Origin of the sequence: Mycobacterium fragae (assembly GCF_002102185.1) — a bacterium.
Taxonomy (GTDB): Bacteria; Actinomycetota; Actinomycetes; order Mycobacteriales; family Mycobacteriaceae; genus Mycobacterium; species Mycobacterium fragae.
The window spans coordinates 140577-156933 of the sequence record NZ_LQOW01000025.1 but is presented as its reverse complement, the minus strand read 5'-3'; the positions used below and the strand labels follow the sequence as shown (position 1 = coordinate 156933).

The 16357-nt window shown below is 66.5% G+C and carries 14 protein-coding genes; 6 read left to right on the top strand and 8 right to left on the bottom strand.

All coding sequences use genetic code 11. From position 1 onward, the window contains the following. The first annotated feature begins 32 nt into the window (after positions 1-32). Positions 33-2651 carry an FHA domain-containing protein gene (locus tag AWC06_RS13940; protein WP_085198492.1) on the top strand — a complete coding sequence of 873 codons (2619 nt, stop codon included), beginning with the start codon at positions 33-35 and terminating at the stop codon, positions 2649-2651. Between the two features lie 13 nt (positions 2652-2664). Here AWC06_RS13940 and AWC06_RS13935 read toward each other — a convergent pair whose 3' ends face one another. Genes AWC06_RS13935 through AWC06_RS13920 form a run of 4 tightly spaced genes read right to left on the bottom strand, consistent with a single transcriptional unit; the run spans position 2665 to position 6858 of the window. After that, complete coding sequence (locus AWC06_RS13935) at positions 2665-3270, bottom strand: GTP-binding protein (protein ID WP_085198490.1); 606 nt, start codon at positions 3268-3270, stop codon at positions 2665-2667. Beyond that, complete coding sequence (locus AWC06_RS13930) at positions 3251-3625, bottom strand: DUF742 domain-containing protein (protein WP_085198488.1); 375 nt, start codon at positions 3623-3625, stop codon at positions 3251-3253. The genes AWC06_RS13935 and AWC06_RS13930 overlap by 20 nt, the downstream gene beginning before the upstream one ends. Positions 3626-3631: 6 nt before the next feature. Next, positions 3632-4051: a roadblock/LC7 domain-containing protein gene (locus tag AWC06_RS13925; protein WP_085198486.1), complete on the bottom strand. Its 420-nt coding sequence runs from the start codon at positions 4049-4051 to the stop codon at positions 3632-3634. After that, complete coding sequence (locus tag AWC06_RS13920; protein ID WP_085198484.1) at positions 4048-6858, bottom strand: sensor histidine kinase; 2811 nt, start codon at positions 6856-6858, stop codon at positions 4048-4050. The genes AWC06_RS13925 and AWC06_RS13920 overlap by 4 nt, the downstream gene beginning before the upstream one ends. A gap of 265 nt (positions 6859-7123) precedes the next feature. Here AWC06_RS13920 and AWC06_RS13915 point away from each other — a divergent pair, with 265 nt between their 5' ends. Further along, a complete protein-coding gene (locus tag AWC06_RS13915) occupies positions 7124-7588 on the top strand; it encodes a tRNA (cytidine(34)-2'-O)-methyltransferase (RefSeq protein WP_085198482.1) in 465 nt (154 codons plus the stop codon). A gap of 38 nt (positions 7589-7626) precedes the next feature. Here the strand turns inward: AWC06_RS13915 and AWC06_RS13910 are convergent, their stop codons facing one another. Beyond that, the gene (locus AWC06_RS13910) at positions 7627-8268 is read right to left on the bottom strand and encodes a nitroreductase family protein (protein ID WP_085198480.1); all 642 of its coding nucleotides are present in this window, start codon (positions 8266-8268) and stop codon (positions 7627-7629) included. Positions 8269-8291: 23 nt separating this feature from the next. On the opposite strand from AWC06_RS13910, the gene AWC06_RS13905 reads away from it, so the two are divergent. After that, positions 8292-8702, top strand: a complete 411-nt coding sequence (locus AWC06_RS13905) for a TIGR03667 family PPOX class F420-dependent oxidoreductase (protein ID WP_085198479.1) — start codon at positions 8292-8294, stop codon at positions 8700-8702. Positions 8703-8739: 37 nt separating this feature from the next. On the opposite strand, the gene AWC06_RS13900 is transcribed toward AWC06_RS13905, so the two are convergent. Further along, positions 8740-9213, bottom strand: coding sequence for a winged helix-turn-helix transcriptional regulator (locus tag AWC06_RS13900; protein ID WP_139820061.1), 474 nt, complete (start codon positions 9211-9213; stop codon positions 8740-8742). A gap of 96 nt (positions 9214-9309) precedes the next feature. Here AWC06_RS13900 and AWC06_RS13895 point away from each other — a divergent pair, with 96 nt between their 5' ends. Continuing rightward, positions 9310-10011, top strand: a complete 702-nt coding sequence (locus AWC06_RS13895) for an SDR family oxidoreductase (protein WP_085198475.1) — start codon at positions 9310-9312, stop codon at positions 10009-10011. 20 nt (positions 10012-10031) lie between these two features. Then, positions 10032-10457, top strand: coding sequence for a tautomerase family protein (locus AWC06_RS13890; protein ID WP_085198473.1), 426 nt, complete (start codon positions 10032-10034; stop codon positions 10455-10457). A 12-nt stretch (positions 10458-10469) separates the two neighbouring features. On the opposite strand, the gene AWC06_RS13885 is transcribed toward AWC06_RS13890, so the two are convergent. After that, positions 10470-13760: an error-prone DNA polymerase gene (locus tag AWC06_RS13885; RefSeq protein ID WP_085198471.1), complete on the bottom strand. Its 3291-nt coding sequence runs from the start codon at positions 13758-13760 to the stop codon at positions 10470-10472. Positions 13761-13960: 200 nt separating this feature from the next. Here AWC06_RS13885 and AWC06_RS13880 point away from each other — a divergent pair, with 200 nt between their 5' ends. Continuing rightward, complete coding sequence (locus tag AWC06_RS13880) at positions 13961-15349, top strand: WS/DGAT/MGAT family O-acyltransferase (protein ID WP_085198469.1); 1389 nt, start codon at positions 13961-13963, stop codon at positions 15347-15349. A gap of 89 nt (positions 15350-15438) precedes the next feature. Here the strand turns inward: AWC06_RS13880 and AWC06_RS13875 are convergent, their stop codons facing one another. Continuing rightward, positions 15439-16326 (bottom strand): universal stress protein, encoded by an 888-nt coding sequence (locus AWC06_RS13875; RefSeq protein WP_085198467.1) that lies wholly within the window; start codon positions 16324-16326, stop codon positions 15439-15441. Positions 16327-16357: the final 31 nt, after the last annotated feature.

The following is a 16357-nucleotide window of genomic DNA, read 5'->3' as shown; positions in this document are numbered from 1 at the left end:
ATCCGGTGAATCAAGCAGCTACAGTTGGGTCGATGAGTCAAGCAGCACCGCCCGCGCTGACAGTTCGGTACGACGGGTCTCAACGAACCTTCGCAGCGGGTCATGACGTAGTAGTCGGACGCGACCTCCGCGCCGACATGCGCGTCACCCATCCGCTGATCTCGCGCGCGCATCTGCTGCTGCGCTTCGAGCAGGGCCGCTGGCTGGCCATCGACAACGGTTCGTTGAACGGGACGTACGTGAACGGGCGCCGAGTGCCTGTGGTCGACATTCACGACGGTCAGACCATCAACATCGGCAACCCCGACGGGCCGCAGCTGACGTTCGAAATCGGACACCACGCGGGGATGGCCGGCCGCCCACCGCAGACCGCGTCGATGCGTATTGCGCAACCCTCCGGAGCCCCGCGGGCGTACGCCCAGCCGGCCCGCCAGCCGAGCGGACCCCCGCCCGGGTTGGCGCCGTCGCGACCGCAGCCCGGAGCCCCGCCGCGCATCGCGCCGGGACCACCGCCGCAGCCGGCCTATCCGAGCGGCGGCCAGCGGCCACCGGCCTATCCGCCCAGGCAGCCCGCGGCCCCTGTGGGCGGGTCCGGCGCACAGCCCCCGGCCGACTACCACCCAGAAACCCGGATGGCACCGCCGGCCAGCAAGCCGCCCGAAGTGGGGAACTTGGCGACGAAGATGTTCCAGGCCATCCTGCCCGGAGCAGCGGCACCGGAGAAGCCGCCGGGATCCGCGACGATCGGCCGCGCCAACGACAACGACATCGTGATCCAGGATGTGCTGGCGTCGCGCCATCACGCGTTTCTCGTTCAAACGCCACTGGGCACCGAAATCCGCGACGCCCGCAGCATCAACGGGACATTCGTCAACGGCGTACGCGTGGGCTCGGCGGTGCTCAACGAGGGCGACGTGGTCACGATCGGCAACATCGACCTGGTTTTCTCCGATGGCAACCTGGTTCGCCGCACCGAAGCGGCGACCCGAAGCGGCGGTCTGGAGGTGAAGGGGGCGTACTTCAAGATCGACGGCAAGCAACTGCTGGACAACATTTCCCTGACTGCCCGACCGGGCACCCTCACCGCGATCATCGGCGGGTCCGGCGCGGGCAAGACGACGTTGTCCCGGCTGATCGCCGGCTACACCCGTCCCAGCGGAGGGTCGGTCACCTTCGAGGGCCACGACATCCACGCCGAGTACGCGACGATGCGCAGCCGGATCGGGATGGTCCCGCAGGACGACGTGGTGCACCGCCAGCTGACCGTCAACCAGGCGTTGGGTTATGCCGCCGAGCTGCGGCTCCCGCCCGACACCAGCAAGCAGGAGCGCGCCCAGGTGGTGGCGCAGGTGCTCGAGGAACTGGACCTGACCAAGCATGCCGACACCCGGGTGGACAAGCTCTCCGGCGGCCAGCGCAAGCGCGCCTCGGTGGCGTTGGAGCTACTCACCCAACCGTCGTTGCTGCTGCTCGACGAGCCGACGTCGGGTCTGGATCCGGCGCTGGACCGTCAGGTCATGCTCATGCTGCGTCAGCTCGCCGACGCAGGCCGCGTGGTGCTGGTGGTGACGCACTCGGTGTCTTACCTCGACGTCTGTGACCAGCTGCTGCTGATGGCCCCCGGCGGCAAGACGGCGTTCAACGGTCCGCCCGACCAGGTCGAGGCGGCCATGGGGACCCGTAACTGGGCCGACATTTTCGCTAAGGTCGGCGCCGACCCGGACGAAGCCAATCGCCGCTTCCTGGAAAGGAAGGGCGACAGACAGGCCGAGCAGGTACCGGCCAAGGAAAGCCCGGCAGACCTGGGCGAGCCGGTGCACACGAACCTGCTGCGTCAGCTTTCGACGATTGCGCGTCGCCAGGTTCGGCTCGTCGTCTCCGACCGCGGCTATACCGTGTTCCTTGCGGTGTTGCCTTTCCTCATGGGCGCGCTGGCGCTGACCGTGAAAGGCCCGAAACCCGGTCTCGGTCCTGCTTCCCCGACTGGGCCGGCGCCCACAGAGCCGCAGTACATCATGGTGCTGCTGTGTATTGGTGCTGTTTTCATGGGTACCGCGCTGACCATCCGCGACCTGATCGGCGAGCGCCCGATCTTCCGCCGAGAACAGGCGGTGGGCCTGTCCACCACGGCTTACCTGCTGGCCAAAGTCGCGGTGTTCTCCGCTTTCGCGACTCTGCAGGCAGCGATCTCAACCGCAATCGTGAGACTCGGCAAGGGGGCACCGACCGCGGATCCGCCGTTCTTGGGCAGCGCCACGCTCTCGCTGTTTTTCACCGTCGCGGCCACCTGTGTCGCCTCGGCGATGCTCGGCCTGCTGCTGTCGGCGATCGCGCAATCCAACGAGCAGATCATGCCGTTGCTGGTGGTCTCGATCATGTCCCAGCTGGTGCTCTGCGGCGGGATGGGGATCCCGGTGACCGGCCGGTTCGGTCTCAACCAGCTGTCCTTTGTGACGCCCGGTCGCTGGGGATTCGCGGCCGGCGCGTCGTCGGTCGACTTCCCGCACCTGGTGAAGGTTCCGCAAGTCCCAACGGACGACCGGTGGTGGCAACACTCGAAGCACATCTACCTGTTCGACATGGGCATGCTCGCGCTGTTGTCCGTGGCGTACGTCGTCTACATCCGGTGGCACATCCGGCTCAAGCGCTGAGCCGCAACCACTTTCAGCTTCCCGTCGGTGTCAGGCTGGCCAGCGCGTACTCGCTGACCGCGATCAGCGCATCGGTCGCCGACTTGCGATCGCGCGCATCTACCGTGATGACCGGGATTTGCTCGGGCAGGGTCAGCGCCTTGCGCACCTCTTCGACCGGATACCTTGGCGCACCTTCGAATTCGTTGATCGCGATGAGGAACGGCAGGTTGCGGTGCTCGAAGAAGTCGACCGCCGCGAAGCTGTCCTGCAGCCGCCGGCAGTCCACCAGGATGATCGCGCCGATCGCGCCGCGCACCAAGTCGTCCCACATGAACCAGAAGCGGCGCTGACCCGGAGTGCCGAACAGGTAGAGCACCAAGTCTTCTTCCAACGTGATCCGGCCGAAGTCCATCGCCACTGTGGTGGTCCGCTTGTCTGGGGTGGCCTCCAGCATGTCCACGCCTTCGGAAGCATCGGTGACCATCGCCTCGGTTCGCAGCGGCATGATCTCTGACACCGCGCCGACAAAAGTCGTCTTACCGGCACCGAAACCGCCCGAGATCACGATCTTCGTCGAGGCGGTGTCCCGCGCGCCCGGGCGCGGGTGCTGCCCCGACTTAGAGTGCTCGTAGGCCACGGAGCGTCCTTCCTATCAGTTCGCGGCGTTCGTCGCGGGTCGAAAGCTCAGTCAAGGTCCGGTTCACCCGAAGGTAGCCGGAGGTCACCAGATCGCCGACCAACACGCGGGCCACACCGAGCGGCAGATCCAGCCGAGCCGAGATCTCCGCGACGGATGGGCTCTTGATACACAGTTGGACGATCTTGCCTCGCATGTCATCGGTTGGCCATCGGTGAAACAGTGCCGACTGCGTCGCCTGTACCGGCGCTTCCAGCGGAAGCTCGACGCTGGTGTGGGTGCGTCCGGCCGTCAGAGTGTACGGGCGGACCAGGCTCGCCTCAGCTGCGGGTGTCGGCGGCTCGCGGCTGTCCATCGCGGCTCACGAGTGTGAAGGAGCGCGTCGCGACGACTGCACGACGCCGCCCACCCGTTCAACAAGGACGGCCATCTCGTAACCGATCTGGCCGATATCACAGGACGTCGCGGCCAGCGTCGCCAGATGCGAGCCGTCACCGACCCGCATCAGCAACAAATAGCCGTTTTCCATCTCCACCACGGACTGCAGCACCTGGCCGCCGTCGAACAGCTGCGCGGCGCCGGTGGCCAGGCTGGCCAGTCCGGACGACACCGCGGCCAGCTGGTCCGCCCGTTCCGGCGGCAGGTGCTCACTGGCCGCGATCAACAGCCCGTCGACGGATACCAGGATCGCGTGTGACACCCCTGGAACCTCGCGGGCGAAATTCGATACCAGCCAGTCCAGGGAATTGTCGGAACGCGACTGCTCGGAAGCGAACGTCATTCGTCATCCTGTCCTTGATCTGTCTCGCGGGCATGCGATCGTCCCGCCCGCACCCCGCCGAAATGGCTGCTGATGGAAGCGCGGATCGCGTCGGGGTCTCGCGCCGGCGCCTGATGCCGAGACTTCTGCTCCGGCATCGAGGCGGAATGTAATCCGCCGTTGGATGCTACCCCGTTGCGCTCTTCGGCCCGGTGATGACCGACTCCATTGAGCGGCGCCTCTGCCTCCGGGATGGCCGCACCCGGCACCAGGCGGGCACCGGGCTCGCGCACGGGCAGACCGTGGTCGGTGTGGGCGTGTACCGGCGCGTTCTCGACCTCCGCGGCCGCCGACCAGCCGCGGTCCCAAACCGACTTCCAATCCAGGTCGGCGCTGTGCGCCAACTCGTGCGGGTCGACCAGCCACTCGGAAAGCATCCGTTGGTAGATCAGATCGGTCTCGGGGGCCTCGTCCTCGTCCGACGGTGCGGCCACGTCGAGGGGCCAACCGTCATCGGTTTCCTGCTCATCGGGCTGCTCTTCTTGTTGGGCTCGCCTGCGTGAGCTGAAGAACGAGGCGGTGTTCGACACCGGTTGGGCCGCAGGGGGTTCCGGCGTCGGCTCAACCGTGTCCTCGCGCCGAGGCGGCGGTGGCTCGCGGCGCGGCGGCGGTGGTGGCTCGCGCCGGGGCGGGGCACCGGTGATGCCGCTGGACCCGGGGCTGCGGCGCGGCAAGAGGCTGATCGGTGCTTCACCCGGGTGGGAGCCGTTGCGCTCCGCCGTGTCCGCCGCGGCGGCAAGGTCGTTCGCTTCCCGGGAATCCGGGTAATCCGGTGCGGCCACTGGCTGCTCGGCCCTGACCGGCGCGCCGGGCCGCGGGGCGGCGGCGGGCCGCGGCGCAGCGTATCCGTCGTCCGCTCCGACCAGCAGCCTGGGCGGCAGATAGATCTCGGCCGTCGTACCCGATCGCCGTTGCTCTGTCGACGAGCCGCGCAGGCGCACCCGGATCCCGTGCCGGTCGGCCAGCCGGCCGACCACGAAAAGACCCATGTGGCGGGCATTCTCCGGGGTGACCTCGCCGCCCGAGCGCAGCCGCATGTTGGCGATGCGCCGGTCGCCGTCGGTCATGCCCAGCCCGACGTCGATGACCTCCAGCAGAATCCCGGCGTCGCGGCGGCGTGCGGCCGAGACCCGTACCGGTGAGGCGGGCGGCGAGTAGCGCAGTGCATTGTCGATCAGCTCCGCGAGCAGATGAACGATGTCGCCGGCCGCGGCGCCGGTGACCATGCCGTCGGGCACCATCGACGTCTCCACGCGGCGATAGTCCTCGACCTCGGAGGCCGCCGCATTGATCACCGCTGACAACGGCACCGGTCCCCGCTGTTCGCCCCGTGCGCTCTGCGCGCCCGCCAGCACCAGCAGGTTGGCGCCGTTGCGTCGCATCCGGGCGGCGAGGTGGTCGAGGCGGAACAGGCTTTCCAGCCGATCGGGGTCCTCTTCGTTGCGTTCCAGCCGGTCGATGAGCGAGAGCTGCTGATCGACCAGCGAACGGTTGCGCCGCGACATGGTCTCGAACATGTCGTTGACCAGGAGCCGCAGCCGGGCCTCATCACCGGCCAACAGCAGTGCCTGGGTGTGCAGCTCGTCGACCGCGTGCGCGACCTGGCCGATCTCTTCGGTGGTGTACACCGGCAGCGGCTCGGGGGCCCTGTCGTCGCCGGCGCGGACCCGGGTGATCTCACGCTCGAGATCATCGTGGGCGACCTTCAACGCGCTGTCCCGCAGAAGGCGCAGCGGCTGGATCAGCGAGCGCGCCACCAGCAGCACGATGACCAGTGCGGCGACGATGGCGGCCAGGACCAAGACACTGTCGCGGATCGCGGCGTGGCGCCGATCGTTGGCCCGATTCTCCACCGACTTCGTCACCGACGCGGTGGTGTCCTTGATCACCTGCGCGGCGATCGTGTCCGTCACGTGAATCGACCGCAGCAGCGCCGGGTTGTTGACGAGCAGGCTTCGCGGATCGGACATGACCGCCATCCGGGTCACCATCTGCTGCTGCAGCTGCTTGGCTTCCGGCGAGCCGACGCCGAGCACCTCGGCCAGCGCGAACAGCGTCGACGGCTCGGTGCCGGCCAGCGTCATCATCGACGTGCGCAATTCCGGCTCGGGCAGGTCGCCGCCGCGGGTGATCAGCAGCTGCTGCATCTGCATCTGCCCGCGGGCCCCGATCGCGCGGCTCAACCCCTGGGCCGCAGCCCGAAGCTTCTCGTCGTCGACGCGCACCGATCCGTCGATCGCGTTCTCGGCCGTCAACAGGATCGGGGCGTACGTGGTCACCTGGTCGCGCACACCGATCTGGTTCGACGCCACCCTGTCCAGCAGGGCCTGGCCGCCGTTCAGCAGGACGCCGACGCCGGAGCGCACATCGGCCGCGACGTCGGTGTCGGCCAGCCGCGCCTCCAGTTCGCTTTTGCGGGCCTGGTAATTCTTCTTCGCACCCTCGACGTCGCCGCCGGTGGAATTCGCCAGCCAGGCGGTGTCGAGTGCGGACATGTATTTGGTAATCGCCGGAACCATCTCGGCGCGGTCAGCGGCCAATCGCAGCTTGCCGGCATCGCTCAGCGCACCGTAGATACGCAATCCGCCGAAAACCATCGCCAGCACCAGCGGGAGGGCGACGATCGCAACGACTTTCCACCGGACCGGCCAGTTTCGCAGTGCCCAGGAGGCCGGACGTTTCGCGGGGGCGGACTCGTGGACGTTGCCGTCCGCAGGATCATCTATGGCTGGCGCGGCCGCCCGAGCCGGGCGGGCAAACATCGTCACCGGACCGCGGCCGTGCTACCGACCGCTCCGCTGGTTTGCATTGTTCGATCCAGTGTTTGCGCCATCGTCTTTGGGACTTCCTGCTAAATCCACCCGCCCTGATCAGGCGGGCGAGCGATATACGCCTGGCAATTCGACGAGTATGCCAGCCAGCGGCTACGGTGACCACAATTCTTACTGAACAGACAGAGTTCGCCGACCTGCGCCAGACTGCGCAAAGGATAGCTGAGCAAATTGCCGACGGCCAAACTGCCATGATCGATCGATGTTCCGGCTGCTGTTCTACTCCCCGCGTATCGCACCCAACACGGGCAATGCAATTCGGACCGCAGCTGCCACCGGCAGCGAATTGCACCTCGTCGAACCGCTCGGCTTTGATCTGTCCGAACCGAAACTGCGGCGGGCCGGGTTGGACTACCACGACCTGGCGTCGGTCACCGTGCATGCGTCACTGGATGCGGCGTGGAAAGCGCTGTCGCCGGGGCGGGTGTTCGCCTTCACCGCGCGGGCGCCGTCACTTTTCACCGACGTGCGCTATCAGCCCGGCGACGTGTTGATGTTCGGGCCGGAGCCCACCGGACTGGACGCGACGACGCTGGCCGACGTGCACATCACCGACCGCGTGCGGATTCCGATGCTGAGCGGACGGCGCTCACTGAATTTGTCCAACGCCGCCGCAGTCGCCGTCTACGAGGCGTGGCGTCAGCATGGATTCCCCGGAGCGGTATGAAGGGTCGATCGCCGAGTCGCCACTTCGGCGCGGTCTGGTTACCAGGTGTTCCAGTGGGTGACGGCCTCGGCGGGTAGCCGCTTGGCCGGTTTGAAGTTCGTGCCCTTGGTATAGGCGATCGGAAACAGCCCGCCCTGGCTGTATTCGTCGTAGGGAATGCCGAGCAGCTCGGCGGCTTGCTTTTCGCCGTCGCCGATCAGATGCAGTGTGGTCCAGGCCGACCCAAGGCCGCGCGAACGCAGCGCCAGCATGAAACTCCACACCGCCGGAAGAAGCGATCCCCAGAACGACGCGCTCATTCCGGCGGGTGCGTTGTCCGGACGTCCCTGCAGACACGGAACCAACAGCACCGGCACCTCGTGGAAATGCTCGATCAGAAACTTTGCGGAGTCTCTGACCAATCCCATGCGCTCGTCGCGCATGTCGCCGTAGGCCGGCCTCGGCTGGTCGACGTAGGGCTTCGCGTTGGCGTTGTAGATATCGGCGAGCGCCTTCTTTTTGTCGGGGTCCTCGACGAATACCCACTGCCAACCCTGTGAGTTGGAACCGGTCGGTGCCTGTAGCGCCAACTCGAGGCACTCGGTGATGACCTCGCGAGGTACCGGCTTGTCCAGGTCGAGGCGCTTGCGCACCGATCGGGTGGTGGTGAGGACTTCGTCGACGGACAGGTTCAGGGTCATGGGCGAAGACTACATTTACGCGCATGACTGTCGAACTCACGCAAGAGGTTTCCAGCAGGCTGGAATCGGACCATTACGGCTGGCTCACAACCGTCGCGAAATCGGGGCAGCCGGTGCCACGGCTGGTCTGGTTCTATTTTGACGGCGCCGACCTGACCATGTATTCCATGCCGCAAGCGGCCAAGGTTGCCCATATCAAGGCGCGTCCACAGGTGAGCCTGAACCTGGATTCCGACGGCAACGGCGGAGGCATCATCGTGGTCGGGGGAACCGCAAGGGTGGACGCGACAGACGTCGACGGCCGCGAGGACGGGCCGTATTGGGCCAAGTACAGCGAGGACGCCGCGGCGTTCGGCTTGACCGATGCACTCGGCGCCTACAGCACCCGCCTGAAGATCACCCCGACCCGGGTGTGGACGACGCCGACCGGCTGACCTGTTCGTCGCAAAACATCACCGGAAGTCGCGGGAATCACTTCCGGGCGTTGGCCCGGATCTCGATGTCGCTCGATCGTGACGGCGCGCGATCACCGTCGGCGGTGACGCAGACGCGGACCTCACGGCCGCTGTCCGCGTCGACGAATGCCAGTGGGCCGCGGCCGTTTTGCAGGTGAGTGTCCCCCCATTGCACCAGGGCGAGGAAGATTGGCAATAGATCCTCGCCCGCCGCGGTCAACCTGTACTCGTCGCGCGCCCGCCGGCCCGGTTCTCGATACGGCAGGCGGCTGATGATCCCGGCCGACTCCAGCTGCTTGAGTGCCCGCGAGATCGCGGGCGCCGACGCCCCGACCCGATCGACGAAATCCTCGAAGCGAGCCGTGCCGTAGAAGCACTCGCGGACGACCAAGAAACTCGTTTTGGTACTGAGCAGGTCCAAGACCTTTGCCGCGGAGCAGGCGTCCGGCTTCCACCTGCCGCGGTCCTGTAACCGCTCCTCGAACTGCATCGCCACCCCGCCAGCATAACTAACGTTTGCATTACTCAGCTAGCCGTGCTTTGATCTAGCTAACGTTGTCGTTAGTCAGAGGAAAGGGTCGGAGGAATGGTTGCGGTTGCGGACAAGGTGGTGGTGGTGACCGGCGGCCGGCGCGGTCTGGGCTCGGCGCTGGTCGACGAGGTGCTCCAACGAGGTGTCCGGAAAGTGTATTCGACTGCGCGGCAAGCGTATTCGGATACGCGTCCGGGTGTGGTGACGCGCGAGCTCGAAGTGCGCTCGCAGGATTCTGTCACAGCGCTTGCCGACGAGGCGGGCGATGCGGAGATCGTGATCAACAATGCCGGCATCCTGTTGCCCGACTCGCTGCTGACCGGACGCATGGACGACGTTGACGCCACGTTCGACGTCAACGTGTTCGGCCCGCTTCGGGTCGTGCGCGCGTTCGCCCCGATCCTGGCCCGCAACGGCGGTGGCGCGATCGTCAACGTCCACTCCGTGCTGTCCTGGCTCGGCGGCAGCGGCGCCTACGGCGCCTCCAAGGCGGCGGCGTGGTCGCTCACCAACTCGTTGCGTGCCGAGCTGCAGCAGCAGAACACCCAGGTGCTCGGGGTTCACGCGGGTTTTATCGACACCGCCATGGTGGCCGACATCAACCTGCCGAAGACGCCACCGCACGTGGTGGCCAAGCGCATCGTCGACGCGTTGGAAGACGGCGCCGTCGAGGTGCTCGCCGACGATGTCACCGTGGCGGCAAAAGCGGCACTGTCGGGTCCGGTGGAAAACCTGACCTTCGCGCTGGCCCGCTGACAGACAGGAGCGTTATCACCGTGCCGCTCTGGACGATTTACCACACACCCGGAACCTTTACCGGCGAGGAGAAGCGTCAACTGGCCGCCTGGATCACCGAACACTATGAGCGGGTGGGGCTTCCGCGGTTTTATGTCGTAACGGTGTTCAACGAGACCCGGGCCGAGGACTTTTATGTGGGCGGCGAGCAGGCCCAGGTCGGCGTTCGCATCGTCATCGATCACATCGCGCGGCACAATCCCGACCAGGCCAGTCGACGGCGCACCGCGCGATGGATCAACGACATGCTGCAGCCGTATCTGAAAGAGAAGGTCGATCTGCATTGGGAGTTTCACGTCGACGAGACCAGCGAAGATCTGTGGATGATCAACGGGTTGATCCCGCCGCCGGCAAAATCCGAGGCGGAGCTGGCCTGGGCCAAAGCAAACGCGGCCGCCCCGTATTGAGCTGCGATGGCGTCAGCGGAAGTCGCGAGACTTCGAGCCGACCTTGAGGGTGAGCCTTTCCAACCGCTCGGCCACGACAGTGACAGCGCCACTTGCGTTTTGGACCTGGCCGCGGATCAACAGCGCCGACGCCGTCTGCGCCAGCTTGCGGTGTCGGGCCCACACTCCCGGCGTGCAGAGCACGTTGACCATCCCGGTCTCGTCCTCGAGGTTGACAAACGTCGCACCCTGGGCCGTCGCCGGGCGCTGACGATGGGTCACCGCCCCGGCGATCAGCACCCGGTCACCGTCGGGCACGCTCAACAGCTGCTCGGCGGGCAGCACCCCCAGCGCATCCAGATCCGCTCGCAGGAACTGCGTGGGGTAGCTGTCCGGGGAGATGCCGGTGGCCCACACGTCGGCGGCGGCCAGTTCCAGCTCGCTCATCCCCGGCAGCGCCGGGATGTGCGACGACGAGCCCACCCCGGGCAGCCGGTCGGGCCGCTGGGTGGCGGCGGCCCCGGCCGCCCACAGCGCCTCTCGCCGGGAGAGCCCGAAGCAGCTCAGGGCTCCCGCGGTGGCCAGCGCTTCGGTCTGCGGCACGCTCAATTGCACCCGCGACGTCACGTCTAGCAGAGAAGCAAACGGCCCGTTGGCTTTTCGCTCCTCGACCAGCTTCTCGGCCAAGTCGTCGCCGATATGGCGCACGCCGCCCAGCCCCAGCCGCACCTCCGTTCCGGCGTTCTCCAGCGTGGCGTGGGCCAGGCTGGCGTTGACGTCGGGACCGTGCACCGCCACGCCGTGCCTGCGCGCGTCGGCCACCAGCGACTGTGGCGAGTAGAAGCCCATCGGCTGCGCGCGCAGCAGCGCCGCGCAGAAAGCGGCCGGATGATGCAACTTGAACCACGACGAGTAGAACACCAGTGACGCGAAGCTCAGCGCGTGGCTTTCCGGAAAGCCGAAATTGGCGAAGGCCTCCAGTTTTTCGTACACCCGGTCGATCACCTCGTCGGCGGCGCCGTGCAGCGCGCGCATGCCGTCGTAGAACCGGCCGCGCAGCCGTCGCATGCGTTCCGCGGACCGTTTGGATCCCATCGCGCGCCGCAGCTGATCGGCCTCGGCGGCGGAGAAGCCGGCGCAGTCCACCGCGAGCTGCATCAGCTGTTCCTGGAACAGCGGCACTCCCAACGTTTTCCGTAGTGCCGACTCCATCGACGGATGGTCGTAGACAACCGGGTCGACGCCGTTACGCCGTCGGATGTACGGGTGCACCGAGCCGCCTTGGATGGGTCCCGGACGGATCAGCGCGACCTCGACCACCAGGTCGTAGAACATGCGCGGCTTGAGTCTCGGCAGAGTGGCCATCTGTGCGCGTGACTCCACCTGGAATACCCCTACGGAGTCGGCGCGCGCCAGCATTTCGTACACCGCCTGCTCGGAGAGGTCGAGTTCGGCCAGGTCGACCTGGATGCCCTTGTGTTCGGCCACCAGGTCGATGGCGTAATGCAGCGCCGAGAGCATACCCAGCCCGAGGAGGTCGAACTTCACCAAACCGATTGCCGCGCAGTCGTCTTTGTCCCACTGCAAGACGCTGCGGTTTTCCATGCGCGCCCACTCCACCGGGCAGACATCGGCGATGGGGCGGTCGCAGATCACCATGCCGCCCGAGTGGATGCCCATGTGCCGCGGCAGGTTCTGGATCTGGGTCGCCAGCTCGATAACCTGCGGCGGGATGCCCTCGGTATCGGCTGACTCGGCCAGCCCGCTCCAGCTGCTGATCTGCTTGCTCCACGCGTCCTGCTGCCCCTGCGAGAATCCGAGGGCACGAGCCATGTCGCGCACCGCGATTCGCCCCCGGTAGGTGATGACGTTGGCTACCTGAGCGGCGTAGTCGCGGCCGTATTTGTCGTAGACGTATTGGATGACTTTTTCCCGCTCATCCGACTCGATGTCGATGTCGATGTCGGGCGGCCCGTCGCGGACCGGTGACAGGAAACGCTCGAACAACAACTCGTTGGCCACCGGATCGACTGCGGTGACGCCGAGGGCATAACAGACCGCCGAGTTGGCCGCCGATCCCCTGCCCTGGCACAAGATGTTGTTCTCCCGGCAGAATCGGGTGATGTCGTAGACGACCAGGAAATAACCGGGAAACCCCAGCTGCGCAATGACTTCCAGCTCGTGTTCGATCTGCGCATACGCTTGGCGCGCCCGTGCGCGCGGCCCGTAGCGGCGCTCCGCCCCCGTCATCGCCAGCTCGCGCAGCCAGCTGTCCTCGGTTGAGCCGGGCGGTACATCTGGGAACGGCGGCAGCTGCGGGGCGATGAGCGCCAGACCGAAGGCACACTGCTCGCCGAGTTCGGCGGCGGCGGTGACCGCTTCAGGGTGCTGCGCGAACAGCCGTGCCATCTCTTCACCCGACCGCAGATGCGAGCCGCCCAGCGGGGCCAGCCAGCCGGCCGCCTCGTCCAGCGACTGGCGGGCGCGTATCGCGCCCATTGCCATCGCCAGCCGGCGCCGCGACGGCGCGGCGAAATGCGCGCCGGTGGTGGCAACCGTGCGAAGATCGAATCGTGTTGCCAGTTCGGCTAATTGAGCGTTGGTTTCGTCGTCGAGCGGCTGGCCGTGGTGAGTCAACTCGACGCTGACCCGGTTGGCGCCGAACCGGTCCACCAGGTCTGCCAACGCGGCCGCGGCCGCTTCCGGGCCGCCGGCGGCCAGCGCGCGGCGGACATGGCCTTTACGGCAACCGGTCAAGATGTGCCAGTGCCCACCCGCCGCATCGGTGAGCGCATCGAAGTCGAATCGCAGCTTGCCCTTTTCACCGCCGGCTAGATGTGCGGCGGCCAGCTGCCGAGACAACCGTCGATAGCCCTCCGAACCGCGGGCCAACACCAGCAGATGCGGGCCCGCCGGATCCGGCTCGTCGGTGCGGGCGCCGGGCCCCAGTGACAGCTCGGCGCCGAACATGGTGTGCATGTCCAATTCCGCGGCCGCTTCGGCGAACCGCACCGCTCCGTAAAGACCGTTGTGGTCGGTCAGCGCGATGGCGCGCAGATCCAGCCGCACCGCCTCCTCGACCAGTTCCTCCGGCGTGCTGGCTCCGTCGAGAAAGCTGTACGCGGAATGCGCATGCAACTCGGCATACGGGACGGACGAGCGAACCTTCCGGTTGTCGTCGGGCGGCTGGTAGGTCCCGCGCTTGTGAGACCAGGGGCCGTCATCCACCGGCTCGGTTGCCAACGGCACGCCGGAGCGACGGGGCTTACCGTCCAGCACCCGCTCCATCTCCGCCCAGGTCGGCGGTCCGTTGCCCCAGCCCACGCCGCCAGTCTATCGAATGTATGTTCGATTGGCGAGTGAGGGGCCGAGCCGCACCTAAAGCCGGTGAATTCTCGTGAACTTCGTTGCTACACAACCGACCACAGTTGTTTACACGAATTAATGCTGCGGCCACCTGCCGGGGGTGGCCCGCAGCGGATACTCGTACGAAGTCCCCCAGCAGCGAATGGCGGTGACGACTCATGGAGCAACTCAACGCGCTCGACGCGGGTTTCCTCATGGCCGAAGATTCCGACCGCAACGTCAGCTTGGCGATCGGCGGGATCGCCATCATCGACGGCTCTGCCCCCAATTACGGCCAGTTCAAAGACATCCTGGCAGAACGGATCCGCGCGATACCGCGGTGCACGCAACTGCTGCGAACCCAACCCTTCGACCTCGGTCCACCGATATGGGTCGACGATCCTGGGTTCGACCTCGGCCGCCACGTGCGCCGATTGGCGCTTCCCCGGCCAGGCGACGACGCCGAACTGTTCCGAGTCGTCGCCGATGTGTTGGAGCACCGCCTGGACCGCGATCGCCCGTTATGGGAATGCTGGGTCATCGAGGGTTTGAAGGGCAATCGCTGGGCGATCCTGATGAAGATCCACCACTGCATGGCCGACGGGGTCTCAGCGACCCGCATCCTTACTAGGCTCTGCGATGACGTCGACGGCGACGCGTTCACCCGAGTCGTCGCCGCCAAAAAGACGGTCGCCGCGCACCCGCATCTGAAACCGGTGCCCGATCTCATCCCGCGCAGCAACCCGTTCGACGACATCTGGCAGGCGGCGACCAACATCACCGCCGCGGCGGCGCGAACGGTCACCGGGGCCGCCGAAATCGCCGCCGGCTTGCTCCGACCGGCCACCCGATCCTCGCTGGTAGGACCGGTTACCGCGATGCGGCGCTATCGCGCGGTACGTGTCCCGCTCGCCGACGTCGAACAGGTATGTCGCAAGTTCGACGTGACCATCAACGATGTTGCGCTCACCGCGATCACCGAGGGCTTTCGCGCGGTGTTGCTGCACCGCGGCGAGCAGCCCCGCCCGGACTCGCTGCGCACCCTGGTGCCAGTGTCGGTGCGCTCGCCCGACGCGCTCGACAAGCCTGGCAATCGCCTTTCGGTGATGCTTCCCTATCTCCCGGTCGAGCAGGACGATCCGATTCAGCAGTTGCGCGCGGTGCACAGCCGATTGACCCGCGCCAAAGACGGCGGGCAGCGGCAAGCCGGCAACGTTGCCGTCTCGGCCGCCAACTACATCCCATTTATGTTGTCCTCGTGGGTGATTCGTTTTCTGACGCGACTGCCGCAACGCGGCATCGTCACGCTGGCAACCAATGTCCCTGGACCACGTCGCCAGTTAGAGATGATGGGGCGCAAGGTCGCGCGCTTGCTGCCGATACCGCCGATCGCGCTGCGATTGCGTACCGGTGTCGCAGTGCTGAGCTATGCCGACGACCTGGTGTTCGGTATCACCGCCGACTATGACGCCGGAGCCGATGTCGAGGAACTGGCCAACGGCATCGAAATGGCCGTGGGGCGTTTGGAAATGCTCAGCCAAGACTCCGTCTTGCTGTTCGCCAAGTGACATCGAGATCGACGCCAGAGCAGAAATTCGGCAGAATCGCGACATTTACGTCGATCTCGGTGATTTCGCGACTGGATCCGCCCCGACTTTCAGGAGCGGCGCGCCACGATCACCGGGATCCGGGCCGACTGCACCACCGCCACACTGACCGAGCCCAGCAACATGCCGGCGAAGCCGCCGCGGCCGTGGCTGCCCACGACCACCAGCTGCGCGTTGTGTGACTGCTCGATCAACTGATCGGCGGGCCGGTCACAGACCACCACGCGACGAACCTTGACGTCGGGATAGCGCTCCCGCCAACCGGCCAGCTGCTCGGCGAGCACCCGCTCCCCGTCGACCTGCATGGCGGCGAAGTCGATTCCGGGCACGTCGTACACGTTCGCGTCATGCCAGGCGTACACGGCAATGAGTTCCACACCGCGAAACGAGGCCTCTTCGAAGGCAACCGCGGTGGCGGTGTCCGAGACCGGCGATCCGTCGACACCGACGACCACCGGGGCCCCGCTCGGATGCGGCATCGAGGGGCCCGCCTCATGGATGACGGCCACCGGACAGTGCGCATGCCGGACCAGATTGGAACTGACCGACCCCATCAGACTGCGACGCAGCCATCCGTGCCCGCGGGATCCGACCACCAACATCACACTTTCTTTGCTCAGATCAACCAGCATGGGAACGGTGGGCCCCACCACGGTCTCCGTGCTGATGTGTGGCGGACCGGTCGCACCGGTGCACTGCTCGACGATCTTGACGGCGTCGTGAATGTGGTGCTTGCCCTGCTCTTCCTGCCATTCCATGTAACCGGGTGGCATCGGGGTTTCGGGAAATGTCATCGCCACCGGCGGGGGAAGCACGTGGACCAAGGTCAGCGGAGCGCCACGCATAGCGGCATCGTGTGCGGCCCAGGCGACCGCCGCTTTCGACGACGCGGATCCGTCGACTCCGACCAGGATTCCGTTGTGTACCGGCGCCGACATGTCCCTGCCTCCTTACCTGCTACCACGCTAG

Excerpts from the sequence above, each read along its gene's own strand:
- AWC06_RS13940 (WP_085198492.1), top strand. The coding sequence starts at position 33 with ATGAGTCAAGCAGCACCGCCCGCGCTGACAGTTCGGTACGACGGGTCT.
- AWC06_RS13930 (WP_085198488.1), bottom strand. The coding sequence starts at position 3,625 with ATGGACAGCCGCGAGCCGCCGACACCCGCAGCTGAGGCGAGCCTGGTC.
- AWC06_RS13925 (WP_085198486.1), bottom strand. The coding sequence starts at position 4,051 with ATGACGTTCGCTTCCGAGCAGTCGCGTTCCGACAATTCCCTGGACTGG.
- AWC06_RS13915 (WP_085198482.1), top strand. The coding sequence starts at position 7,124 with ATGTTCCGGCTGCTGTTCTACTCCCCGCGTATCGCACCCAACACGGGC.
- AWC06_RS13910 (WP_085198480.1), bottom strand. The coding sequence starts at position 8,268 with ATGACCCTGAACCTGTCCGTCGACGAAGTCCTCACCACCACCCGATCG.
- AWC06_RS13905 (WP_085198479.1), top strand. The coding sequence starts at position 8,292 with ATGACTGTCGAACTCACGCAAGAGGTTTCCAGCAGGCTGGAATCGGAC.
- AWC06_RS13900 (WP_139820061.1), bottom strand. The coding sequence starts at position 9,213 with ATGCAGTTCGAGGAGCGGTTACAGGACCGCGGCAGGTGGAAGCCGGAC.
- AWC06_RS13895 (WP_085198475.1), top strand. The coding sequence starts at position 9,310 with ATGGTTGCGGTTGCGGACAAGGTGGTGGTGGTGACCGGCGGCCGGCGC.
- AWC06_RS13880 (WP_085198469.1), top strand. The coding sequence starts at position 13,961 with ATGGAGCAACTCAACGCGCTCGACGCGGGTTTCCTCATGGCCGAAGAT.
- AWC06_RS13875 (WP_085198467.1), bottom strand. The coding sequence starts at position 16,326 with ATGTCGGCGCCGGTACACAACGGAATCCTGGTCGGAGTCGACGGATCC.